Genomic DNA, 23,101 nt, shown 5'->3' with positions numbered 1-23,101 from the left:
TCAACAGAGTGCAGCCCCAAAGGTCAAGCGGAATCGCCCCTCAAATCGGTGCAACAGGGGATTCGTCGCGCGAAGCCTGTCATTTTCCGCCCATCTTGCGCCCGATCTTGGGGGCGCCACTGATCCGGGCCTGATGGGTCGCAATCCAGTCGCCGGTCTGTTCGAACGGCATCGGCCGGGCAATTCCGAAGCCTTGCACGTGATTGCAGCCCAGCTGAGCCATCAACGCGTGTTCGCCCGGGGTTTCGACCCCCTCGGCCAGCGTTTCCAGATTCAGCCGTTCCGCCATGGTCAGGATGGCGCTGACCAGCTGCTGCTGGCCCGGGTCTCGGTCGGCCTTGGCCACAAAGGTTCGGTCGATCTTGATCCGCGAGACATCGAACCGCTTAATGGACGCGATCGAGGCATGGCCGGTGCCGAAATCATCCAGATCGATGGCACATCCTAGCGCGGCCAGACCGGTTACATTGCGGGTGATCACATCGTCGGGGCGGCGCGAAAACACGGTTTCCAGCACCTCGACCGCCAGCCGGTCAGGGGTGAGGTTGAACTGATCCAGCTCCCACTTCAGGCGGTCGATCAGGGCGGGGTTGCGTAGTTCATTCGACGAGAAATTGATGCCTATCCGGGGCACGGTCAGGCCCGCCTGCTGCCACGATTGCATGGCGTCGAAGGCGTGGTGGCGCATAACCTGACCCAGCCGCTCCATCAGCTCGGCCTGTTCGGCAAACGGCAGGAACACCTGCGGACTGAGGACGCCCTTGGTGGGGTGATCCCAGCGGGCCAGGGCCTCGAACCCGGTGATTTGGCCCGTATCCGTGGACACCTGGGGCTGAAACCAGGGCCGGATCTGGCCGTGATCCAGCGCCGCCTCGAACTCCCGGCGCAGATTGGTGCGTACCTGCGATCGACGCCGGGTTTCCGCCGAGTAGGCGCGAATGGTCGAGGGTCCGCTGCGCTGCGCCTCGGTCAGGGCGTCGCAGGCTGCGTCGATCCAGGCCTGTGCGTTGGCCTGCCTGACATCCGAGCGCTGGCAGAAGCCGATGGAACAGGACAGGTAGACGTTGGCCCCGTTCAGTAACACGGGTTCCTCGATTGCGCCCTGAATACGGCCCGACATCTGAATGCAGGCTTCCAAATCCAGATGGGACGACGGCGTCAGACCAATCAGAAATCGGCTTTGGTCCAGATGGGTAAAGATGTCATGGCTGCGGATGATCGTTAGGATGCGGTCGGCAAACTGCAATGCGATATGGTTGGCCGCCGCCTGCCCGTGCAGATCGCAGAGATCTGTATAATCGTCCAGCGCTACCGCGATGCAAGCGGCGTTGTGGCCGCTGGCGGCGGTCCGGTCGTGCAGAACCTGCATTTCCGTCTGGAAGGTTTGGTTGTCGAGCTGCCCGCTGGGCCGCGCGCCCTGGTTCGTGGCCCGATAGGACCGCCCACCCCATAGCCCGGTGGCCGCGAAGATCAGCGGCAGGCCCAGCGCCGTCGTCAGCAACGCCATCTCGCCGCCCAGCCAGAAGGCGGCCAGACAGGCCGCGGGGACAAAAGCAAGCGCCGGCGGGCCGGTGAACATGGTCCGCAGCGTTTCAAGAATTCGGTCGACAGAGAGAATATTCCGCATCGGTTTTGACGGCCTTCGGCTTGGGCAGGGGTCGCGCAGGCCAACCGTAGGAAACCAATCTGAGTCAGACGTTAACGCAGACGCGGAATTTCCTCAGAATTCTCGTCACTTTGAATCGGATTGAGGGAAAGACCGGCAAAATCGAACAGTTTCGGGTCCAGCAGATGCGAGGGGCGTGCATTGGTCAGTGCCCGGAACATCACCTGCCGCCGACCGGGGCTGTTCTTCTCCCACTGGTCGAGGATCTGCTTCACTTGCTGGCGTTGCAAGCCGTCCTGACTGCCGCACAGATCGCAGGGGATGATGGGGTAATTCATCGCGCGGGCGAACTTCTCGCAATCGGCCTCGGCCACATGGGCCAGCGGACGATAGACGAACAGGTCCCCTTCTTCATTCACCAGCTTGGGCGGCATGGTTGCCAGACGGCCGCCATGGAAGAGGTTCATGAAGAAAGTCTCAAGGATGTCGTCGCGGTGATGGCCCAGCACGACCGCAGAACACCCTTCCTCGCGCGCAATACGATAGAGGTTGCCGCGCCGCAGCCGCGAGCACAGGGCGCAATAGGTGCGGCCCTGCGGGACCTTGTCCATCACGACGGAATAGGTGTCCTGATATTCGATGCGGTGAGGCACCTCCATCCGCGAAAGGAACTCGGGCAGAACGGTGGCGGGGAAGCCCGGCTGACCCTGATCCAGATTGCAGGCCAGCAGATCGACGGGCAGCAGGCCGCGCCATTTCAGCTCATACAGCACGGCCAGCAGGGTATAGCTGTCCTTGCCGCCAGACAGGCAGACCAGCCAGCGGGGCGTTTTCCCCGCGCCGCGTTCGACCATGCCATACTGCTCGATCGCCTCTCGGGTCTGGCGGACAATGCGCTTGCGCAGCTTCTTGAACTCGGTGGTCGAGGGCGCGCCGGCAAAGAGCGGGTGGATATCGTCGGCTTCATCAAACATGGGCGGGGCCTATCGCAGATGGGGGAGCCGGGCAAGGGTCGGGGTCATTCGTCGGGCACCGGATCATAGCCGTCGCCCCCCCAGGGATGGCAGCGCCCGATACGTCTTGCAGCGAGCCATGTGCCTTTGATGGGGCCGTGCTTTTCCAGTGCCTCCAGCGCATAGGCCGAGCATGTGGGCTGATAGCGGCAGTTGAACCCGACCCAGGGGCTGAAGATCAGCCGATAGGCCCGAACGGGCAGGGCGAGGATATGGGCAAACAACGTCATGTGCCGCCATGCAGCTTGCGCAGGGCATAGCGCAGATCGTCTTTCAACGCGTCAAAGGGGCGTGCGGCGGTGACTTCCGAGCGGCCGATCAGCACGTAATCCCACCCATCGCGGGCTTGCTGGGGCAAAACCGCACGTGCGGCCTCGCGCAAGCGGCGCTTGGCGCGGTTGCGGGCTACGGCATTTCCGACCTTCTTGGAGCAGGTGAAACCGACGCGGATACCCGATGCCTCGTCCGGGTTGCGCTTGCGGGCCTGTACCATCATCGAGGCCGTGCCCTGCCGACGCGCCCGCGCGGCCTTTAGAAAGTCAGACCGGTTTTGTAGCACGGTCAGAGTTTCGTCTGCGCAAACGGACGCCGCCGGGGGCTTGACCCTCGGTTGGTTGCTACCATCCTCAGGGGCCTCCGGCGGCGTCATGTTCATAACCTGAAAGGTCGAGAGGCTTACGCGCTCAGCGACTTGCGGCCACGGGCGCGGCGCGCGTTCAGGATTTTGCGGCCGGCTTTGGTGGCCATGCGCGCGCGGAAACCGTGGCGGCGTTTGCGAACCAGGTTCGAAGGCTGATAGGTGCGTTTCATCGCTCCGTCTCCAATCAATAGCGGTGGGTGCGGCGCGGATTCGCCTGGCCCTAGTGTTCGAAGCCCGTCCTCTACTGGCAAGACGGGGTTAAGTCAAACCCCCAGGTGGGGGTTTTGTCGCTATTTGCAACAATTCTGTAACCTGACGGGGCAAAAGGTTTCAAAAACCGGGTTTCACGCCGAAAACGCTCACATTCCTCGTCATCAAGTTCAACGCCGCGTGAGGCCCCTGTTGCGCGGCCGCCGTAACACGCATGTTGGGGCAGAATGAACGAACAGAAGCCGGAAACTCAGATGAGTGAAACATCCCAGGTGCCGCGCAGCAGCGTGGCGCGGCATATCCCCTTGCTTGTGATTCTGACGGCTGCGGCGGTCGGGTTCTTCACGCTTGGCGACTACCTCACATTCGAGACCCTGCGCGACAACCGCGAGTCGCTTTTGGCATGGCGTGATACGCATTACTGGGCGATGGCCGGGGCCTTCGTGGTGATCTACATCGTTATCGTGGCGTTTTCGCTGCCCGGTGCCGCCATTGCCTCGATGACCGGAGGGTTTTTGTTCGGCCTGTTCGCCGGAACCGTGTTCAACGTCTTTGCAGCCACCATCGGCGCGTCCGCGATCTTTTTGGCGGCGCGTTGGGGTTTAGGAGAATCGCTGACCGCGCGGCTGGAATCCTCGGAAGGGACCATCGGCAAGCTGAAGGACGGGCTGCGCGAGAACGAGATCTCGGTGCTGTTCCTGCTGCGGCTGGTGCCGGTGGTGCCGTTCTTCGTGGCTAATCTGGTACCTGCGCTTGTTGGGGTGAAGTTCCGCAACTTTCTGATCACCACGGCGCTGGGCATCATTCCGGGCGGCATCGTCTATACGTGGATCGGCGTGGGTCTGGGTGGTGTGTTCGATCGGGGCGAAACACCGGATGTCTCGCTGCTGTGGGAGCCGTTTGTGATCGGCCCGATTATCGGCTTGTGTGTGCTGGCCGCATTGCCGATTGTCATCAAATCCCTGCGTGGCCGAAAGGACGGCTGATTTCATGCAAGAGCTCAAGACCGATATCCTGGTGATCGGCGCCGGGTCGGGCGGCCTGTCGGTTGCCGCCGGAGCCAGCCAGATGGGCGCCGATGTGATCCTGCTGGAAGGGCACAAGATGGGCGGCGACTGCCTGAATTTCGGCTGTGTCCCGTCGAAGGCTCTGATCGCCAGCGGCAAAGCCGCTTACGGGCAGGCGCATTCGGTGGCTTTGGGCGTGGCAGACGTGGTGCCTCAGGTGGACTATGCCGCCGCCAAGGATCACGTCCACGATGTCATCGCCCAGATCGAACCGATGGACAGTCAGGAGCGGTTCGAAGGGTTCGGCGTCAAGGTAATCCGCGAATATGGCAGTTTTGTCTCGCCCACGCAGGTGCAGGCCGGCGATCACCGGATCACCGCCCGGCGGATCGTGGTGGCCACCGGGTCTTCGCCCTTGGTGCCGCCTCTGCCGGGGCTGGATCAGGTGCCTTATTTCACCAACGAAACCATATTTGAGCTGCGCGACAAGCCCGACCATCTGCTGATTATCGGCGGCGGTCCCATCGGGATGGAGATGGCGCAGGCGCATATCCGTCTGGGTTGCAAGGTCACGGTCATCGAAGGCATGACCGCGCTGGGCAAGGATGACCCCGAGGCCGCAGCCGTCGTGTTGGACAGCTTGCGGGACGAAGGCGTGGCGATCCACGAGAACGCCATGGTGGCCCAAATCCGGGACAATGCGGGCGCCGTCGAGGTTGTCACCGAAAATGGCGAGATCTATGCGGGTTCGCACCTGCTGCTGGCCGTCGGGCGCAAGGCCAACATCGACCGCCTGAACCTTGAGGCCGCCGGGATTGACCGGACACGGACGGGCATCAAGGTGGACGCCTCGCTGCGCACCTCGAACCGCAAGGTCTATGCGATCGGGGACGTCGCGGGCGGGATGCAATTCACCCATGTGGCGGGTTATCAGGCGGGGGTCATCATCCGCTCCGCCCTGTTCGGGCTGCCGTCCAAGGCGAAGACCGCACATATCCCCTGGGCCACTTATACCGATCCCGAACTGGCGCAGGTGGGACTGACCGAGGCGCAGGCGCGCCAGACCCATGGCGATGCGATGGAAATCGCCCGGTTCGACTATCACCATAACGACCGCGCCATTTCCGAGCGCAAAACGAAGGGTTTCATTAAGGTCATGGTCATAAAAGGCCGACCTGTGGGCGCTACAATCGTAGGGCATCAGGCGGGCGAATTGATCAACTTGTGGTCGCTGGCATTGGCCAATAACCTCAAGATGGGTCAGATCGCCGCGATGGTTTCGCCCTATCCGACGGTCGGAGAGCTTAACAAACGGGTGGCGGGTGCCTATTTCTCGCCAAGGCTGTTTGAGAATCAAACGGTTAAGAAAGTGGTCAGGTTCGTCCAGCGCTGGATTCCCTGACCGAAGGAGGAGCGCAAAGTGAACTCGCTGTCAGGCCGATTTCTGATCCTGACCACGGTCTTCGTGATGTTGGCCGAAGTTCTGATCTTCGTGCCTTCAATCGCACGTTTTCGCGAAGATTTCCTGCTGAACCGGTTGGAGCGCGCCCAGATCGCCTCGCTTGCCTTGCTGGCTGACGATATGCTGGCCGATGATCTTGAAGCCGAGTTGCTGGCTAATGCCGGTGTCTACAATGTGGTGCTACGTCGGGACGAGGTGCGGCAGCTGATGCTGTCCTCGCCCATTCCAGACCGGATCACCAAGACCTATGATCTGCGGGATGCTGGTGCATGGGTCCTGATCCGCGATGCCACGATGCGCTTGTTTACCCCCGAAAATGAGGTGATCCGTGTGATCGGCGCCCCGGTCAAGGATGCGGGCTTGCTGATCGAGGTCACGATGGACAGCGATCCGCTGCGGGGCGCGATGACCGACTATGGGCTGCGTATTCTGGGACTGTCCTTCGTGATCTCGATCATCACCGCGTCCTTCCTGTTTCTGGCCGTGCGCGTGGTGCTGGTACGCCCGATCAAAAGCGTGGTGGGCTACATGCAGCGCTATGCCAGCGCACCCGAGGATGCGCGCGGCATCATCTCACCCAATTCCAAAGTGACCGAGCTGCGCGAGGCGGAAGAAGCGCTTCAGACCCTGCAGGTCGATCTGACGCAGGCGTTGAAACAACGCGAGCGTTTGGCACAACTGGGTGGCGCTGTGGCCAAGGTCAGCCACGATCTGCGCAACATCCTGACCTCGGCGCAGTTGTTTACCGACCGGATCGAGGCCAGTGACGACCCGCTGGTGGCGCGCATGGCCCCCAAGCTGGTGAATTCGATCACCCGGGCAGTTTCCTTGTGCGAAAGCACGTTGGCCTTTGGCCGCGCCGAGGAGCCAGCCCCGACCCTTACGATGGTGCCGCTGCATGACGTCGCCGCCGATGTGGTGGACAGCGAACAGCTTGCCATCGCCGATGCCTGCGTCGAGATCGTCAACGACATCCCGCAGGACCTGATCGCGCGCGCCGACCCCGAGCAGATGTTCCGCGTCATTCTGAACCTTGTGCGCAACGCGAGGCAGGCGCTGGTGGCGTCGGGCAAGCCGGGACGAGTCTCGGTTTCAGCCTCCGAGACCGAGACGGACTGGTGCATCGAGATCAGTGACACTGGCCCGGGCTTGCCACCCAAGGCTCGAGAGAATCTGTTCACCCCGTTTCAGGGCGGGGTCCGCAAGGGCGGCTCGGGCCTGGGCCTGGCGATTTCGCAGGAACTGGTCCGCGGACATGGTGGAGACCTCATTCTGAAGGACACCGGTCCGGACGGAACCACCTTTGAAATAAGGCTCCCGCGCGGCGAGGTGACTTTTTGACGGATTTTTGCAGAATCCCCTTGCACGCACCTAGCCCCGGGTCTACATAGCGCCTCACCAACGCGGACCGATAGCTCAGCTGGATAGAGTACTTGACTACGAATCAAGGGGTCGGGGGTTCGAATCCTCCTCGGTCCGCCACTTGGTGCTTGTTGAACGTCACACGAACCTGACCCAACGGTCGTAGTTGGGCCAGAAAAGCGGTGAACGTTCGATTCCATATGGCACCCCCAAATCAATAACTCCTTGAGCACGAAGTAGACCCAGAGCTGCAAATCAGTTGCTGACAGAGGAATTTGGTGCCGCTTTCTGAATTGGCAGTCAGTCGTGACTGTCGGCCCAATCCAGACCTTCGACGGACCTTGAGGATGCTGCAACGCGGCCCGCCAAACCGGCCATTCGCTGCACAAGCAAAACGAACCGTCATGCCAGTTCACAGATCGCGGACTTTTCTACCGTTCGGTACTCTTAGATCGATGGCAGCAAAGGAAAACAAAAGGCGTACCTAAGCAGCACAAGGGCTATCGAGCTTCCGAGAAGGTTCCCTCGATCCGGTCCATATCGCTGAATTTTTTCAAGATCCGCTCGCGGGTATCTTGAAGAAAATCTTCTCCGGCGACAAATTCTCGTGGATCAAAATCAAGAGCATCTGCTGTTTTTAACACTGCCTCAGCTAAAGCGACCCGCACTGCTTCAGCCCCGTGATTCGTCTCCCTTGCTGCAAGTGCTTTAATAGAAGGAGCGATATCAAACCACAGAACGTCTATTGGCCCTCAAAGCAGAGCTCGCCTCCAGAACGATTGTCTGAGTTCTGTTGCCGACTCAGTACACGTCCGACATTGCAACAACGACTCAGATCGCCAGGCGCTCCAAAGAGGGTAACTCCCTAGTTCCGTAGCGCCCAATAAAGTGAGTTCGTTATTGAGCAAATCCATGATTAAAAAAGACAATCAAACAAAGAGGAGAAAAAAATGAACAAAGACCTACCAGGCGCCGCAGGTAAACTCGCCCAAAATCACCCAGACATATGGGAAGCGTATGCTCAAATCGGCGCAGCGACAGCAAATGCGGGGTCGCTTACCGAGCGCGAACGAAGACTGGTGAAACTGGCTCTCTCAATCGGGGCAGGTTCGGAAGGAGCAGTTCACTCTCATACGCGCCGGGCCATAAGCGAAGGGATTGCAATAACAGATATTGATCAAGTCGCATTGCTGGCAATCGGACCCTTGGGGTTACCCCGTGCGGTGGCAGCAGCAACGTGGATAAACGATATCACAAAAGAAAAATAACACCGCAAAGGGTTAGCTTGGTGTCGGGGCACACATAGCGTTGCAAAGCGCAGCAACCAAGCTCACCCCCTTTGAAGTAACGGATACAACCCTGTGACCATCCTTCGTATGGTGAATTGAAAGGCTTGACGGTAGATTTGGCAACAAAATAGAGCCAAAGGACCATCGGGGCTTTCAATGCTGCACGTATCCAACCTGATAAAAACACATGAAGAGTGGCTGACTGACCGTGTGATCCACTACGCCCAGAAAAAAGACTATACGCAGTTCTCCTCGACTCTGCGAGAAGCCTGGCGGATTTCCATCTGTGGTCTCAGCGAACCGCTGATTGATCTGATCGAAACGGCGCATTCGGACAGTCTCTCGCATGAAACCATGCTTAAGCATGCATCAGAGTTTGGTGTTCAGCAGGGTCTGAAACACCGATCCCGCGGAATTAGCGTTGTCGATTTCGTTGGGCTGATGAAGCTGTACCGGAACGCCTACCTGGATCTAGTGGTCGAGAAATCTGCGCCCGATAATCAGCGTGAAGACCTGCGCGGGCTGATCCTTGAACTATTCGATGCCATGGAAACCGGTCTGATGGACGTCTGGAACGCCACCACAGCATCGGACCGTCTGGAAGAATTGCAGGCGCGCAACCGAGCCCTTAGCAACGAAAAGAACAAATACCTGACCGTATTTGAGAGCATCGCGGAACCCGCAATCCTCTTGGACAACGGAAACAATCCCACGCATATCAACGTCGCGGCCAACCGGCTATTGCTGGGGCAGATGCGGTCGGGAGCGGGGTATTACAGCGAGATCCAAACCACAGCGCTGACAGATGTTATCAAAAAGCTATTGGAATCCGATGGTACTTCGTTAAAGCCCGTTGTTCTGGATACGCCTTATGGCACAAGATGCTTTGATGTCTCGGTTCAGAAAATGCTGGATGTCAGCGAAAAGTTCGCCGGTCGGGTCATTATCATGCAGGACATCACCGATTATCTCAAAGCAATCGATGCCGCACGCGAAGCAGATCGCGCAAAGACCCTGTTCCTGAACACGATCAGTCACGAGATACGCACCCCGATCAACAGCATTCTAGGGCTGACCCGTCTGCTGGGAGAAGAATTGGGGGCCGAAGCCAACGAAAAACTTCAGAGCATCCAGACCTCGGGCACCGTTCTGGCGTCGTTGATCGAGAATGTGCTGGGTCTTTCGAAAGCGGAAAACGGGGCCTTGCAACGGATTGATCAAGACTTTGATCTGGACGAGCTGTGTCAATCGGTGGCTCAGATCGTCTGGCTGGACGATGCCTCGGATCCGGTTCATTTTGAGCTTCGGATCGCGCAGGACGTTCCGCGCCATCTGCATGGTGACATGCACAAGCTGCGTCAGGTTCTGCTGAACCTTCTGTCCAACGCCCGCAAATACGCGGGCGACGCGCCGGTTGCTCTGAATGTCACGTGCACGGCTGCAAAGAAGCCGTCCCGGACCCGCATCCAGTTCGACGTTGTCGACGGCGGACCCGGAGTGCCCCAAGAGGCGGTGGAAACCCTGTTCGAGCCATTTGTGCAGATTGCGCAAAACGAAGCGCAGGCATCCACCGGCGGCACGGGGCTGGGGCTGGCCATCAGCCACCGACTGGTCAGTTTTCTGGGCGGATGCCTGACATACAGGCCAAACCCCCAAGGCGGCGCTATTTTCGGGTTCGCCATTGCGATGGACGTACTTGAAGGGAAAGAGCCCTGCAAACCCACCGGGCACCGGATTCTGGTGGTCGAAGATGACCCGCTGAACGCAACTGTGATCGATGGGTATCTCAGCGAACTGGGCAATCAGGTCGTTGTGGCAAACAGTTTCGCGCAGGCCAATGACGCGTTGGGAAAGCCCGATTTCGACATCGTCATCACCGATTTTCAGCTGGGCACTCACACCGGCCTTGATGTCGCGCGCCGCGTGGCCGAGATATCTGATCACATAGGGCGCAGGATTCCCGTTGTGATGGTGACAGCGGCACTGCCGCAGGACAGTCTGAAGATGCTGCGAAAATCCGGCATCAGCCGGTTTTTGGAGAAACCCTTCACCAAATCCGAACTGGGTGCTGTTCTGTCCAACTCGATGCCGACGGCCCCCACGCAGCCCGAAGCGAAACCCGCCAAGAGCGCAATCGCTGCTGAAAACGTGCGTCAGTTGTTTGCTGATCTGGGATCCGAACGCGGAGGCGCGGTTGTCGAGCGGTTTCTGAACAGCTGCCCCGAGCTGATCGAGGCCATGAATGCGTCAGTGGCATCCAAGGACTATCCAAAGGTCGCCGAACTGACCCATCAGTTGACCGGTGGTGCCGGGTTCGTGGGCGCCGCGGGGTTGGTTGATCTGGCCAAAGAGCTGAACCGGCTGAGCAAGCAGCCCGACAACGCCGACGCGGTCGGGCGAAAGATGCAGGAGGTCGAGGCCGAAAGCCTTTGCGTGACCGATGCCTTGCGTCTTTTGTTAACTGAACTCAGCCAACCCGGGAACAACGTCCGCTGAAGGCTTAGGGTGATTGAGTCAGCCGGTCGCTATCCTTGGCATGATGTTGTAGATAAGTGCGGATCAGAAATTGATCCTCTTTAGGCAATCCAGTGCGCGGCCCCATGACCTTCAGGTGGCTGGTCCACTGGTTCGCGGTGTAGTGATGCGGGATGCGGCGCTGATGGCAGGCGGTGCATCGTTTCGCGAATAGCGGCTCGGCCCGGTCCCAGATCAGCGACTGTTCGGGCTGCAGGACAGGTTGATGCAACCAGCCGCGCAACTCTGTCCGGGTCCAGACCTGGCCGGTATCGGGATCGGTGATCTGATCCGAGAATATCAAATCCTTCACCGCGGTTTTGGGCAAGGCTGCCGTCATCACCCGGATACCCGGGGCGGCATAGACGACCCGTTCGGCATCCGCCTGCGTCCAGCCAGAGATAGATACCTGCGCCCAATCCCCCCGCTGTTCCAGAACGGTTAGGGGGGTGGCCACGAAAACCCGACCAGGGCGGTCTTTGGTGTCCGGAGCGGCGTGAATTTCGCTCATCTGGTCAAGATATTGCTGGTCAGGCTGTTCTTGCGCTGTGGCGGGGTCCAGCAGGCCCAATATGAGAAGTATTGGAACAAGACGAGTTGTCAGCATGTCAGCACCCAACATGAAAAAAGGCGCGCGCGGTGCCCGCGCGCGCCAGGTGTTGCCTCAGAATCAGCCCTCTGCCGGGGCGGTAAAGACGTTCACTTCGGGCAGATCGCCGGCGTATTTCTCGACCTCGGCCATGCCTGTGTGGCCGCAGTTGCCCTGCGCCAGACTCGAGGTGCCGCGACCGACGGTCAGGCAGTTCACGTCGCCATAGGCATCCAGCGAACCAGCTTCTCCGCCGCCGACCGGATCAAACCAGCCGCCCTCGAAGATGCGGATCACGCTCGGACGGATGTCGTCCGACACGACCGCCCCGGTCAGAACCTGACCGCGATCGTTGAACACCCGCACGATGTCGCCGTCGGCGATACCGCGTGCTGCCGCGTCCTGCGTGTTGATCATGCAGGGTTCGCGTCCGCCAACCGTGTATTTCTCACGCAGTTTGGTACCGGCCAGCTGCGAGTGCAGGCGATACTGGGGGTGGCCCGAGTCGATATGCAGCGGATAAGGCGCGTTACCACCGAGGCGTTCTTCAGGTTCCATCCACATGGGGTGGGGGCCGCAATCCTCGTATCCCATCTTCTCAATGTTGCGCGAGAAGATTTCGATCTTACCGGTCGGGGTACCCAGCGGCTCAAGCAGTGGGTCTTCGCGGTAGTCGGCATAGCGCACGAATTGTTTGGCACTTTCGGGGATGTCGAAGACAACCACACCGGTCTCCCAGAAGTCAGCGAACTTGGGCACCTCGATGCCTTTGCCCGGGCCCTGTTTGGCAGCTTCTTCATAGAAACCTTCGATCCATGCCATCTCGTCTTTGCCTTCGGTGAAGGCGTCACCTGCACCCAGGCGGGTGGCAATATCGGTGAAGATGTCAAAGTCGGTGCGCGATTCAAACACCGGATCGATGACCTTCTTCATGCCCAGGATCGCCTTGAGCGAGTAGTCCCCGATATGTTCGATATCATTACGTTCATAGGATGTAGTGGCGGGCAGGACGATGTCGGCGAACCGTGCGGTTGCAGTCCATTGGAAGTCCTGAACAACGACCGTTTCCAGATTCTGCCAGGCTTTAACCATAGCGTTCCGGTCCTGCTGGTGTGAGAACGGGTTTCCGCCGGTCCAGTAGACCATCTTCACTTCGGGGAAAGTAGTTGTGGTGCCGTTGAACTCGAACTCTTCGCCCGGACGTTCCAGCATTTCCACGATCCGGCTGACCGGGATCGAGGCTGCGCCTGCCTGTGTCAGCCATGCCGCGCCTTCGACCGCTGCGCCACCGTCTGAGATACCCGGCAACACGACCGAGTCCGCAGAGGGCGAACCGCCGTTGGCGTAGTGATAGCTGAGACCGAAGCCACCGCCCGGCAAGCCGATCTGACCGAGCATCGACGCCAGCGTGACCAACATCCAGTGCGACTGCTCGCCGTGGTGCTGACGCTGGATCGACCAACCGGACCCCAGCATGGTGCGGTTTTCCGAGAAAACCTTAGCCAGCTCCTTGATCTGATCGGCTGGAACCTCGCAGATTTCGGCGGCCCATTCGGGTGTCTTGGCAACACCGTCGCTTTCGCCGGTCAGATAGGGCAGGAAGTCTTCGAAGCCTGCGGTGTATTCGTCCAGGAAGTCCTGGTCGTGCATACCCTGGGCATAGAGTTCATGTGCGATACCCAGCATCATGGCGACGTCCGTGTGCGGGCGGATCGGGATCCACTCGGCATCGAAGAACTTGGCTGTTTCGGTCCGGATCGGGTCGATCACGATGACCTTCTTACCGGTTTTCCGGAACTCTTCGAAATAGGGATAGGCATCATGGTCTGCCACGGTCCAGCCGATCTGGTTGGTTTTGACCGGGTCAGCCGCCCAGAAGACCAGCACGTCGGTGCTTTCGACCACGACAGGCCAGACGGTCTGCTGTTCGTAGACTTCAAGCGTACCCATTACGTGTGGCATGATGATCTGGCTTGCGCCGGTCGAATAGTCGCCCGAGCTGTTGACGAACTTACCTTCTAGGCCCACGTTCAAGGCGCGGCGCAGCAGGTTCTGACAGTTGTGCAGCTTGCCCGAGCTTTTCCAGCCATACGAGCCCGCGAACACGCCGGTCGGGCCATAAGTGTCACTGACGCGCTTCAGTTCGTTGGTGACCAGTTCAAGGGCTTCATCCCAGCTGACGCGCACGAATTCTTCGTTGCCGCGATCTTCGGTTTTGGCACCGGGGCCGCCTTCCAGATAAGCCTTGCGGACCATCGGGTATTTGATGCGCGAGGGCGAGTAGACGCTGTCCAAGACACCTTCCAGCTGCTCGCTGGGGTGGGGGTCTTGATCCCAGGGACGAATCTGGGTCCAGACGCCGTCTTCAACGGTGGCGTGGAATGCGCCCCAGTGCGACCCGGTCAACACTTCGCCCGCGCCTGCGGCATGGGCCGCACCCGCCCGCAGCAGCGCCGGAGCAAATGCGCCGAACGCGCCAAGGGTTGTTGCACCCTTTAGCAGACTGCGCCGTGTCATTGTGTTGGAATTGCGGATGGACATCATCTTCCTCCATTGCTTTGAAATTCATCGCAAAAGGGGTGGTCCTTTTGCCATTGTCTTGAGTCTTACAAACCAATGTGAACGGAGTTCTGGGGAACGTTTAACCGGATGTAACTATTTGTAAACGCCCTGTAAACGAGCTCATCCACACTGGCCTAGTTCATGTGTCGGCCGCCGCAATTTCAGCCCGGCACAGCCCCAGTGCAGCTTTGACAAAATCCGCGATCGGGGTGGGCTCGGTCAGGTTTTCGCAACGTTCGGCGAAGTCCGGCAGCCAGGTCAGAACGTGGCTGTCCAGAAAGTCTGAGGGGGTCAGTGGCAGTTCTTGTCCGTCTTCCGCCCGCTCCAGCAGTTCGGCCGAGATGTGTAGCTGAATGGCCAGATGGTCGGCCGGTTCGTTGACGTCCGCAGGCAAACCCATATCCAGTTCGTTCAGCAGCGCCACCATGTCGCGGGTCGGCTTTTGAAACAGACGGCCCGAGTCGCTGAGATAGACCGAGGCATACGGGGGTACAGCACGCGGACCGCCCATTTCAAACGCCAGGCTGAAAGCGCGGGTCATACGTTTCTGCAGATCCGCCAGGTCCTGCCCCTCGGCCACCTGGTCCCGCAGCCATGCGGCAACCGGGGCCAGGGCGGGCAGTGCTTCAAGTTGATCCAGAATGCGCTGCCCGTCATCTGCCCGATAAGCTTCCAGCGTTTCCCGGGTCGGGGGACACAGTAGAAACTGTGCCAGCCAGCGGTATGCGGTGCCCTTGGACATCTGTGTAACTTGCTCAGCCATGCTCGGCAGCCCCACCGGTATCCTTCGCGTTCAGCTGAAGGTACTTCTGCAGGATGCGGTATTCTTCCTTATCCAGCGTGATGAAACGCTTCATCGCCTTCAGAGAACCAATCCACTGGTTCGCCAGTGAGTGACCGGGGTCAGGTTTCGAATGGCAGGTGCCGCAGCTGGCGGTATACATCTCGGATGTATAGTCCCACAGCGCATCGACATCATCGGTCAGGTCCTGCGGCGCAACCCAGCCATTCAGGCTGACTTCGTGCCAAACAAGGTCGGTATCAGGGTCGGTCTCGGTTGCATGTACCTGCACCAGATCGACCTTTGCCTTTTTGACAGTTGCCTCGAAAATCCGTTGTCCGCGCAGGGCATAGAGAACCTGCCCCACACCGTCCTGCTGCCAACCTTCGATCTGGACGTTCAGCATACCTTTGCTGCGGTCCTGCACATGCATATGCGTTGCGGCCAGAACCTGACCGATGGCGTTTTCGCCAGCGGCGGCATCGGCAGCTGTTTCATACAAGGGAACGGTCTTGATCGGGTAGACGTCGTCCGCAGACACACCATCCTCGGCTTCAGCACTCAAGTCTTCGAACTTCTTACGATATCCTTGAGAAAGGTCAGGTAGCTTGTGCGCAATGCCTTTGTGGCAGTCGATGCACGTATCGCCTCGCTCGAACCCAGCCTGCATCAACTCGGCTGCTTTTGGATCCTGCAGTTTAAAGTCCATATGTTCGACCGCGTGGCAGTTGCGACATTCCAGCGAATCGTTTGCCTTCATCGTGGACCAGACGCTTTGGGCCATCTCGGCGCGGTGCGCCTCGAACTTCTCGGGCGTGTCGATCACCTTGGTCACAAAGTGACCGTATAGTTCCTGTGATGCCTGGATCTTTCGAAGAACCTTAGGCCCCCATTTCTTGGGGACGTGGCAGTCGGAACACACCGCGCCAACGCCAGATGCATTCATAAAATGCGGGGATTCCTTGTATTCTTCATAAACGTTGTCCCGCATCTCGTGACAAGAAATGCAGAACTCCATTTCATTTGTCGCTTCCATCGCGGTGTTGAAACCGCCCCAAAAGATGATCCCGGCAAAGAAGCCACCGATCATGATGAAGCCAAAAGACACGGCTCCAGCCGGGCCCCAGAATTTCTGCCAAAGTCGTTTTACCATCTTTTTAGCCTCCGTCTGAACTCGATTTTAGTTGGGGCCTGTAAACGGTTTTCTTTGGGGCTTTGAACGGTCGGTAAAATTATGTAAACGTTATGTAAACGACTGGGGATGAGGCTTGAGATGCTCACCAAGCAGATTCTGATCGTCGAAGACGATCCGACCAGCCTTGAGGCTATGGCTGGTTACTTTGAAGTTGAAGGATATCGGGTCATCCGCGCTCAAGACAGTGATGAGATGGAGCGAGAGCTTAATCGCCACGTAATTGATCTGGTGGTGTTGGATATCCGCCTACCCGGAAAAGATGGCCTGACCCTCCTACGTGAACTGCGCACCCATTCTGACGTGCCGGTCATCGTTGCCAGCGCACGGGGAGAAGATGTTGACCGAATTGTTGCGCTTGAAATCGGGGCTGACGACTATTTGCATAAGCCCATCAACCTGCGGGAATTGTTGGTACGCGCCAAAAATATACTGCATCGCGTCGCAATGCCGGCTGTCCCGCAGCAGGGTCAGGAGGAGAATATTGAGTTCCAAGGTTGGTCCCTGGACCGGGGCGCACGCAGGTTGGCGGATGTTAATGGCAACGATGTGCACTTGACGCGCGGTGAATTTGAACTGCTCAACTTTATGGCGCAGAGACCCAAACGGGTTTTGCAGCGTGATCAGCTTCTTGACTGCCTCTCAGGCCGCGACTGGCAACCATATGATCGCACGGTCGACGTGCTGATCGGACGGCTGCGCAACAAGATTGAACAAAACCCCAAATCGCCGACCATCCTGGTGACAGTGCATGGCGTCGGATATGTGTTCATGAAAACATGAACATGCTTAGAAACCTCTAAGCGTTATCATCTGAACTGTTTCAGCATTGTCTCCAAGAGATCGTGGGTCGAAAGAGTTGTTTTGAGATTTTGGCGGGTAGAGATGTTGGTTGAGCAACGCATGCCTTGTCTGGACGCCGTCAAGAACCTCGTCGAGAATTCGGCCCTCCATTCCGGCGCCCGTAGCTAAGATGCAATGTGTCGGTCGTTTCGTGGTATTTAGCTTCTGTCTGACGTCAGCCCTTATGGGTCCAAATAGGGTCATTTGCTAAGAGAGTGTTTGTCGCTCATCGTCACCACCGAGGAGTGGAAGATGAGAAAGCCAACGAAGAGCCCCGGACTAGTGCCACCTGTTTCAAGATGTCATCAAACTGATAGAGTTCGGGCTCATCTAGCAATAGCAGTCAAATTAGCTGTTCAGAAGAAAAAGCTCGATACATCAAATGGTGTAATAAGTGTTGACAGAAATCAACTTCAGGTTATCGTCGCTCCAGTAGTCGTGTGATTAAGCCGATGAAAATCAATACTTTCAGAGTAAGTTGCGTTTCAAAGAAAGGCTAGCAGGCCGCTTGGTGAATGTGAGGGGGCAGCACTAAGATGAAAGAAAAACTACCCGATGTCGCGACATTTGCATCGGCAATGGGACAAGCGGCTTGGCTGCTTACGGTTAGCAAAGAGCATCGGGACAAGAAGATCAGTTTCATTGAGGAAGTGGTCTCGCCAGCGATTTTTTTACAGCAGTTCAAAATCTATTCCAAGGGCAAGCAACCGATCGCGTTCCTGAGTTGGGCCACCGTGTCAGATGAGGTCAAGGCGCGGTTTGAGGCGGGCGATCGAAAGTTGGAGCCACAGGAGTGGAGGTCGGGAAAAAACCTGGTCATTGTTGAATGCGTTTCCCCGTTTGCTGATCTCGACGAAGTTATTAAACAGTTTTGGGCATCCTTAGCTGCAAAAACAGAGAATTCAGAATGAAGTGTTACCGGATTGTTAGTAGCGGTTGTCCTACTTCTTCAGTGGTCGGCTGGATGGCAGAGAGAGAAGGGCCTTACATTCAGAAAAGGAATGATACATGGGAAGGTTGGGCACCTTTGGAGGACGTTAACTACACGGTTGGCGCAAACACATGGCAAGCATCAGGCCCTTTGACTAAGGAAACCGAAGGCCAGCTAAAAGACTTTTGGATTGGTACTGGTAGCAGCGAGCCACTTAGTGGTTCCCACGTGATTGGAGTTCTCAAAACCCAACCTTGGATCGACACTGTAGTCGATCAAACATTTGTTGATGCAATGCACTCGTTTGATGATCGTCTGTTTAGTTTCGTACGGCACGAACGTGTCTGGGACCGGGGGCGAAACTGCCCACCTTGGGAAGGTGATTTTTTTATTGCAACTCTTCTGCCACTGCGCCCGTCATTTGATTTGTCTAAGTCTGATTTGGTGCTAGGGCGAAATCGCGCGAAGAGGTTTGAAGGAAGTTATGTTTCTTCCGGTAGTAGGCGAGTAATCAAAGCCAGTTCTGCCGTGGAAACACCCATTTGGCGAGATGCGTATACCAGAGAAGTGATGTGTACCGAAGAGGGTCGCATTGCACTTGAGGAAATAGGTATCAGCGAGTGGAGTTTTTGGCCCCGCGACGTCGTCGAAGATCGTCACTAGAATCCCTAAAAAGTTGAGAAATTTGTAAAATGGCTACCCCATTACAAGGTCATCACATCATTCCGCAACAATTTTTTGGGGAAGGTGGTGGTGAAATGCACTCACTGATTGCAGAATTGGGTGACCGATTCTTAAAAGACAATCAGGCCGTAAACCTTATGGGTTTACCCACCGTAGAGAATGGAATCTTTACTCAACACAACGGGCCGCACAATGGATATTCTCAGTGGATAGAACAGCAGCTTGACGACATCTACAACAGCAACTTAAGCCTTAGTCAAAAAGCAGCCAACTTAGTCGGTCTTACAAATGAATTAAAAGTCAAGTTTGCGACGCCCGGTGTGCTGAATACACTGAATGGCGGGCATGATGTAGATGTATTCGACGAGTTGGAGAAATTACTGCCTACAGAAGGCGATAACAGTTACAAAAACTCTAGTGCTTATAAGCTGGGTTCAGAATATAATTCGTCATTATCTCCCTCGTTGAACGACAAGGGTTGGAACATACGAGTGGCTTCAGATTCGCCATTAAATGGTTTTGAGTTTGATAAAGTTGATGTTGCGGATCAAGAAATCCGGGTTGCAAAACTTCATGAGGCCGCCGACGCAATCGTAAACGGACTTGAGGGTGTAGATGGTTCGGGTCTACAGCGCAACAATGTCGTAAATGCTGTAAATGCAATTTATAACGGCGTTGACACAGATGAAGCGTTGTCCTTTGCGAAAGGTGAATCCTCTTTCTTAAGAGTACCGGGAAAATTCGGATATTTTGACGCTACAATTGTCACAAACGCTGCAGATCTTTCTGCGAAGCTATTAAAGGGCGGCATTGTCACAGGTGGGGCATATGCGTTGTTGGCCGTCGGCTTCACTGGCGCAGCGGACGCAGCCTTAAAACAAGAATATGGCGAAGACTATACTAACGCTCAAGCAATCGAATTCCTAAGCAATACCAATTTGGAATTGCCAGACGGTTTCCTCGCATCCTTGGCAGGGGATATCGCTCTGGACATCGCACTAAAAGGTGTCGCGTCACTGTTCGGCGTTGGCCTCCTTTGGGGTGCATATGATCTCTACAATAACATCGATGGTCTTCTTGGGGCATTGGAGTTCGCCGATCAATATTCTGACAATGAATTCATTGAAACCCTGAATGGGTCCGTACAGGGTATTAAGGGTTGGATAAACGGGCGAAACGATAGCACTCCGCCAGCATGGGAGGAATTGGCGAGTGTTATTGCTGAAAACTTTGATAGTGATACACGTCTACTACTAGGACAGATTGTTAAGGACTACATTAGTACTCTTGGCAACTTTGAAGCAGCGGAGGCTTCAAAATACGAGCCAAGTCAAATTTCGGAATTGCTCGCTCTTTTAGATTATCACGCGGAGGATCAAGGCAAGACTCTTGAAGAGACCCTTCGCGCCGCTATCGCCTCTAGTGATGAAATTTCACCACAAGAAAAATACGCACTCGATCCGAGAATGTGTTTCCCTGCTGGAACCACTATTTCGATGTGGGATGGTTCGCAAAAGGCGATTGAGGACATTTGTACTTCTGATGTTGTTCTCTCTTTTGATGCACAAGGCATCCGCAGACCCGGCATTGTCTCGCGCCTGTTTCGCAATTCGACGGAAGAGTGGATGCGCCTTGATTTTGAGGATGATCGTGCGCCTATCCACGTCACGCCGGGCCATCGTTTTTTAACAGAAACTGGCGACTATCTTGAAATTGAAAGACTGGTGCGCTTGGGTGGAGGCCATGCACGAATTGTCTCCGAAACAGGCCAGGTGCTCACTGTATCCGGCACTCGGATCGGGTTTAGTGAATCTACCGCTGACGACTTCGAGCTGGTTCACAAGCAGAATGCGGTAGGAGATGTCTTGGCGGCGGCTCAAACTGGCTGGCAAACTTACAACTTTGAAGTCTCTGGACATCATAACTACGTCGCAGACGGAATCCGTGTACACAACGACTCGATCTTCGCATTTCTTGATCCATCCGAGGTACCGTTCATTACCGATGCGCGAGACACGGATGGAGACGGGTTCCCGGACTACGCTGTGGTCCATGTCTCCGGCAGAGGTGGTAGCACCACGGAATTCGAGAAAACCGCTCGAGTTACAGATGGTCAATACACGGCCATTGAAGAGGTCACGACTTCGGACGGCAAAGGTCACATTCTCTATTGGCGGCAAGAAGTCGATGAAAACGGAAATCCGATTGGGCAGCCCACTCAACCGATTTATTTGACCGGACAGTTCACAGGACAGGCAATAGGAATGGCGCTCACGCCTTTCCTAACTCAAGCCATTCTAGACGAAGATGCGAGCCAGTTTGAAGTTATCGCGACAAACACTGTTTTGGATACGGTACTTGGAAACACCGGTGAACTGCTCGGCGCACTAATACACCGTGCGAATGTCGATTTTGGCACGTTTTCCCTTGCCGAGCATTTCGAAACTATTTCAACTGGAGTGTTTGAAGATTTCGGCGGTGAATTGATCGTCAATGGGATTAACAATGTAACGAACGTTATCAACCAGTTGATAATGGCCGAGATCTTTGAATTTATTGACTCAGATGGAATTCCCGGCGCTATCTATGAATCCGTCATTGGTATCGGCGTCAATAATATCGTCACTCATGGTGTAGATTGGTTTATTGATACCGATCTCGTAGAAAATCTTCTGGGCGCAGGCGACTTGTACGAACAGGTCAGCGAAAGTGTAGCAGTTGCTACACTTCCAGATAGTTTCTGGGGTGCCGGTGGGTGGGCCAGTTCGATACTTGGAGCGGTGATCAAGGAAGTTTTGCCACCACTCGAAACTATTGAAGGAAGTATCGCGTCTGCAATCGCAGGCGCGGTTATTCAAGTCACTGGAGCTCTTCAAGCGCTTGGTACATTCGCAGGTCCGGTTGGTGCGGTGATAACTTGGGCAGTCGGCTTTCTAGTTGATTTGATTTTTGATGAAGACCCACAAGCTTGGACGAACGTAGGGTTTAATGCCGAAACAGGCTTTTTTGAATTGAGAGAAACGTGGTCTGATGATGATGGCGACGAAGAGCTGTCGCAATCAATTGCTCAGGCCTACGTAGACGCCATGAATGGCTTCGTAAGCACGTTGATGTCTCAATCAAACAACTATGGCGAACTAGCCCAATGGTCATTTGGGCACTATGAGGAATCCCTCAAGAATGCCGGGCGCGACGGCAGAACATTCGCGGATTTTCACGATATCTATCTGGATGCATACGTTAGGGACCTGGCAAACGCCAAGCTTAACGATGGCAAAATGACGGCGGTTAGGGCTCTTGAAAACTTAAACCTCAAAGCACTTCTTCAGCGCGAGTCTAACAATGGTGACTCCAGCACATTTGATGGCAAGACGCTGCTTGAGGTGTATCAGCTCATAGCATCAACTCTACAAATAGCTGACGATTATCACACCTATTTGGAAAACACCGAAGCCATCAATGCGATCATGGCGGTTGCCCCCGATTCCGCGTTCGCCGCTGGATGGTATGCAACCATCGCTGAAGCTCAAAGGCTCGGACTTTCGGATTCCTATGACCTTGTCGGGGATGAGATAAGCAACGAATTCTACACAGCAGAAAGTGACGACACCGTACGTGGTGGCGCTGGTAACGACCTTATCAAAACGTATCTTGGGAACGACGAAGTTTACGGTGAATCCGGGGATGACCACCTTGATGGAGGTGCGGGTGCTGACAATCTGAATGGAGGTACCGGCGACGATGTCATTGAAGGTGGTGATGGTGCTGATGAAATAGATGGTGGCTCAGGTATCGACTGGGCAACGTTTGCTCACGCCGGCGGGGGGGTTTCCGCAAATCTGCATGCGGGTTCTGGGTCTGCAGGAGATGCAGATGGAGATAGCTATACGAACATCGAGAACCTTCGCGGCTCTAATTTTTCAGACGAGTTGATTGGCGACATATATAAAAATGAAATTGAGGGTGGGGATGAAGACGACGCTCTTTATGGTCATGCTGGTGATGATATCGTCAGAGGGCAAGGCGGCGACGACTTTATCTATGGTGACTTGTCTACCGATACTTCGGTTTCAGGTAACGATCAGTTGTTTGGAGGAGCGGGCAATGACGTCCTTCATGGCGGCGGTGGCTTCGATTCCTTTGATGGTGGCAGCGGACATGACATTGCTTCGTATCGGCACTCGACACTTGGGGTTATAGCATCATTGGCAACTGGTGAGGCCAAGATCAGTGGTGGCCTTGAAACGTTTACCGAAATCGAGGGGCTCATTGGGTCCGCCCATGCGGACTTCCTTTATGGTGATGCTGGGGCCAACACAATTGAAGGCCTAGTTGGTGATGATCATTTGCGCGGTGGCGAGGGTGCTGACACGTATCGTTATGCGCTTGGTGACGGCGATGATCACATCTTGGACT

18 protein-coding genes and 1 tRNA gene are annotated in these 23,101 nt (G+C 56.2%); 10 read left to right on the top strand and 9 right to left on the bottom strand.

The annotated features are described in order from the left end of the window. Window positions 1-79: 79 nt before the first annotated feature. The 5 genes from ACR0J1_RS18650 to rpmH all read right to left on the bottom strand — a co-directional run bounded on the left by ACR0J1_RS18650 (window position 80) and on the right by rpmH (window position 3,429). Complete coding sequence (locus ACR0J1_RS18650; RefSeq protein WP_480734203.1) at window positions 80-1,627, bottom strand: putative bifunctional diguanylate cyclase/phosphodiesterase; 1,548 nt, start codon at window positions 1,625-1,627, stop codon at window positions 80-82. Between the two features lie 71 nt (window positions 1,628-1,698). Further along, the gene (ttcA, locus tag ACR0J1_RS18645) at window positions 1,699-2,580 is read right to left on the bottom strand and encodes a tRNA 2-thiocytidine(32) synthetase TtcA (RefSeq protein ID WP_480734204.1); all 882 of its coding nucleotides are present in this window, start codon (window positions 2,578-2,580) and stop codon (window positions 1,699-1,701) included. 44 nt (window positions 2,581-2,624) lie between these two features. Continuing rightward, window positions 2,625-2,849, bottom strand: a complete 225-nt coding sequence (gene yidD, locus ACR0J1_RS18640; protein ID WP_480532580.1) for a membrane protein insertion efficiency factor YidD — start codon at window positions 2,847-2,849, stop codon at window positions 2,625-2,627. Next, window positions 2,846-3,268 carry a ribonuclease P protein component gene (gene rnpA / locus ACR0J1_RS18635; protein ID WP_480734205.1) on the bottom strand — a complete coding sequence of 141 codons (423 nt, stop codon included), beginning with the start codon at window positions 3,266-3,268 and terminating at the stop codon, window positions 2,846-2,848. Before rnpA ends, yidD begins: the two co-directional genes overlap by 4 nt. Window positions 3,269-3,294: 26 nt before the next feature. After that, window positions 3,295-3,429: a 50S ribosomal protein L34 gene (gene rpmH, locus ACR0J1_RS18630; RefSeq protein WP_005980833.1), complete on the bottom strand. Its 135-nt coding sequence runs from the start codon at window positions 3,427-3,429 to the stop codon at window positions 3,295-3,297. Window positions 3,430-3,723: 294 nt separating this feature from the next. On the opposite strand from rpmH, the gene ACR0J1_RS18625 reads away from it, so the two are divergent. From ACR0J1_RS18625 to ACR0J1_RS18600, 6 genes are all read left to right on the top strand, one after another. Continuing rightward, window positions 3,724-4,455, top strand: coding sequence for a TVP38/TMEM64 family protein (locus tag ACR0J1_RS18625; protein WP_480532576.1), 732 nt, complete (start codon window positions 3,724-3,726; stop codon window positions 4,453-4,455). Window positions 4,456-4,459: 4 nt separating this feature from the next. Further along, the gene (locus tag ACR0J1_RS18620) at window positions 4,460-5,878 is read left to right on the top strand and encodes a dihydrolipoyl dehydrogenase family protein (RefSeq protein ID WP_480734206.1); all 1,419 of its coding nucleotides are present in this window, start codon (window positions 4,460-4,462) and stop codon (window positions 5,876-5,878) included. An 18-nt stretch (window positions 5,879-5,896) separates the two neighbouring features. Beyond that, entirely contained in the window at window positions 5,897-7,279 is a 1,383-nt protein-coding gene (locus tag ACR0J1_RS18615) for an ATP-binding protein (RefSeq protein ID WP_480734207.1), read from the top strand. Window positions 7,280-7,343: 64 nt separating this feature from the next. Continuing rightward, a tRNA-Arg gene (locus tag ACR0J1_RS18610) sits at window positions 7,344-7,420 on the top strand. Window positions 7,421-8,250: 830 nt separating this feature from the next. Continuing rightward, entirely contained in the window at window positions 8,251-8,568 is a 318-nt protein-coding gene (locus ACR0J1_RS18605; protein WP_480734209.1) for a carboxymuconolactone decarboxylase family protein, read from the top strand. A 177-nt stretch (window positions 8,569-8,745) separates the two neighbouring features. Beyond that, window positions 8,746-11,085, top strand: coding sequence for an ATP-binding protein (locus ACR0J1_RS18600; RefSeq protein ID WP_480734210.1), 2,340 nt, complete (start codon window positions 8,746-8,748; stop codon window positions 11,083-11,085). A gap of 4 nt (window positions 11,086-11,089) precedes the next feature. Here the strand turns inward: ACR0J1_RS18600 and ACR0J1_RS18595 are convergent, their stop codons facing one another. The 4 genes from ACR0J1_RS18595 to ACR0J1_RS18580 all read right to left on the bottom strand — a co-directional run bounded on the left by ACR0J1_RS18595 (window position 11,090) and on the right by ACR0J1_RS18580 (window position 16,188). After that, window positions 11,090-11,710 carry a hypothetical protein gene (locus tag ACR0J1_RS18595; RefSeq protein ID WP_480734211.1) on the bottom strand — a complete coding sequence of 207 codons (621 nt, stop codon included), beginning with the start codon at window positions 11,708-11,710 and terminating at the stop codon, window positions 11,090-11,092. 63 nt (window positions 11,711-11,773) lie between these two features. Next, window positions 11,774-14,233 (bottom strand): trimethylamine-N-oxide reductase TorA, encoded by a 2,460-nt coding sequence (gene torA, locus ACR0J1_RS18590; protein WP_480734212.1) that lies wholly within the window; start codon window positions 14,231-14,233, stop codon window positions 11,774-11,776. Window positions 14,234-14,393: 160 nt separating this feature from the next. Next, window positions 14,394-15,017 (bottom strand): TorD/DmsD family molecular chaperone, encoded by a 624-nt coding sequence (locus ACR0J1_RS18585; RefSeq protein WP_480734213.1) that lies wholly within the window; start codon window positions 15,015-15,017, stop codon window positions 14,394-14,396. Beyond that, the gene (locus tag ACR0J1_RS18580) at window positions 15,010-16,188 is read right to left on the bottom strand and encodes a NapC/NirT family cytochrome c (protein WP_480734214.1); all 1,179 of its coding nucleotides are present in this window, start codon (window positions 16,186-16,188) and stop codon (window positions 15,010-15,012) included. The genes ACR0J1_RS18585 and ACR0J1_RS18580 overlap by 8 nt, the downstream gene beginning before the upstream one ends. A 120-nt stretch (window positions 16,189-16,308) precedes the next feature. On the opposite strand from ACR0J1_RS18580, the gene ACR0J1_RS18575 reads away from it, so the two are divergent. The 4 genes from ACR0J1_RS18575 to ACR0J1_RS18560 all read left to right on the top strand — a co-directional run. Next, window positions 16,309-17,010: a response regulator gene (locus tag ACR0J1_RS18575; RefSeq protein WP_480734215.1), complete on the top strand. Its 702-nt coding sequence runs from the start codon at window positions 16,309-16,311 to the stop codon at window positions 17,008-17,010. 596 nt (window positions 17,011-17,606) lie between these two features. Further along, window positions 17,607-17,981: a toxin-activating lysine-acyltransferase gene (locus ACR0J1_RS18570; protein ID WP_480734216.1), complete on the top strand. Its 375-nt coding sequence runs from the start codon at window positions 17,607-17,609 to the stop codon at window positions 17,979-17,981. A gap of 53 nt (window positions 17,982-18,034) precedes the next feature. Next, a complete protein-coding gene (locus ACR0J1_RS18565) occupies window positions 18,035-18,664 on the top strand; it encodes a hypothetical protein (protein ID WP_480734562.1) in 630 nt (209 codons plus the stop codon). Between the two features lie 29 nt (window positions 18,665-18,693). Beyond that, the coding region (locus ACR0J1_RS18560) for an AHH domain-containing protein (protein ID WP_480734218.1) at window positions 18,694-23,101 on the top strand (4,408 nt) is incomplete at its 3' end.

It is taken from the genome of Ruegeria sp. CJ3 (genome assembly GCF_056536725.1).
This window is presented reverse-complemented; position numbering and strand designations above follow the sequence as displayed.

Bases quoted from the DNA above. Each gene is read 5' to 3' on its own strand.
- ACR0J1_RS18575 (WP_480734215.1), top strand. From the start codon at position 16,309: ATGCTCACCAAGCAGATTCTGATCGTCGAAGACGATCCGACCAGCCTT.
- ACR0J1_RS18625 (WP_480532576.1), top strand. From the start codon at position 3,724: ATGAGTGAAACATCCCAGGTGCCGCGCAGCAGCGTGGCGCGGCATATC.
- ACR0J1_RS18580 (WP_480734214.1), bottom strand. From the start codon at position 16,188: ATGGTAAAACGACTTTGGCAGAAATTCTGGGGCCCGGCTGGAGCCGTG.
- ACR0J1_RS18620 (WP_480734206.1), top strand. From the start codon at position 4,460: ATGCAAGAGCTCAAGACCGATATCCTGGTGATCGGCGCCGGGTCGGGC.
- ACR0J1_RS18565 (WP_480734562.1), top strand. From the start codon at position 18,035: ATGGCAGAGAGAGAAGGGCCTTACATTCAGAAAAGGAATGATACATGG.
- rpmH (WP_005980833.1), bottom strand. From the start codon at position 3,429: ATGAAACGCACCTATCAGCCTTCGAACCTGGTTCGCAAACGCCGCCAC.
- ACR0J1_RS18595 (WP_480734211.1), bottom strand. From the start codon at position 11,710: ATGCTGACAACTCGTCTTGTTCCAATACTTCTCATATTGGGCCTGCTG.
- torA (WP_480734212.1), bottom strand. From the start codon at position 14,233: ATGTCCATCCGCAATTCCAACACAATGACACGGCGCAGTCTGCTAAAG.
- ACR0J1_RS18600 (WP_480734210.1), top strand. From the start codon at position 8,746: ATGCTGCACGTATCCAACCTGATAAAAACACATGAAGAGTGGCTGACT.
- rnpA (WP_480734205.1), bottom strand. From the start codon at position 3,268: ATGACGCCGCCGGAGGCCCCTGAGGATGGTAGCAACCAACCGAGGGTC.
- ACR0J1_RS18650 (WP_480734203.1), bottom strand. From the start codon at position 1,627: ATGCGGAATATTCTCTCTGTCGACCGAATTCTTGAAACGCTGCGGACC.
- yidD (WP_480532580.1), bottom strand. From the start codon at position 2,849: ATGACGTTGTTTGCCCATATCCTCGCCCTGCCCGTTCGGGCCTATCGG.
- ttcA (WP_480734204.1), bottom strand. From the start codon at position 2,580: ATGTTTGATGAAGCCGACGATATCCACCCGCTCTTTGCCGGCGCGCCC.
- ACR0J1_RS18585 (WP_480734213.1), bottom strand. From the start codon at position 15,017: ATGGCTGAGCAAGTTACACAGATGTCCAAGGGCACCGCATACCGCTGG.
- ACR0J1_RS18605 (WP_480734209.1), top strand. From the start codon at position 8,251: ATGAACAAAGACCTACCAGGCGCCGCAGGTAAACTCGCCCAAAATCAC.
- ACR0J1_RS18570 (WP_480734216.1), top strand. From the start codon at position 17,607: ATGAAAGAAAAACTACCCGATGTCGCGACATTTGCATCGGCAATGGGA.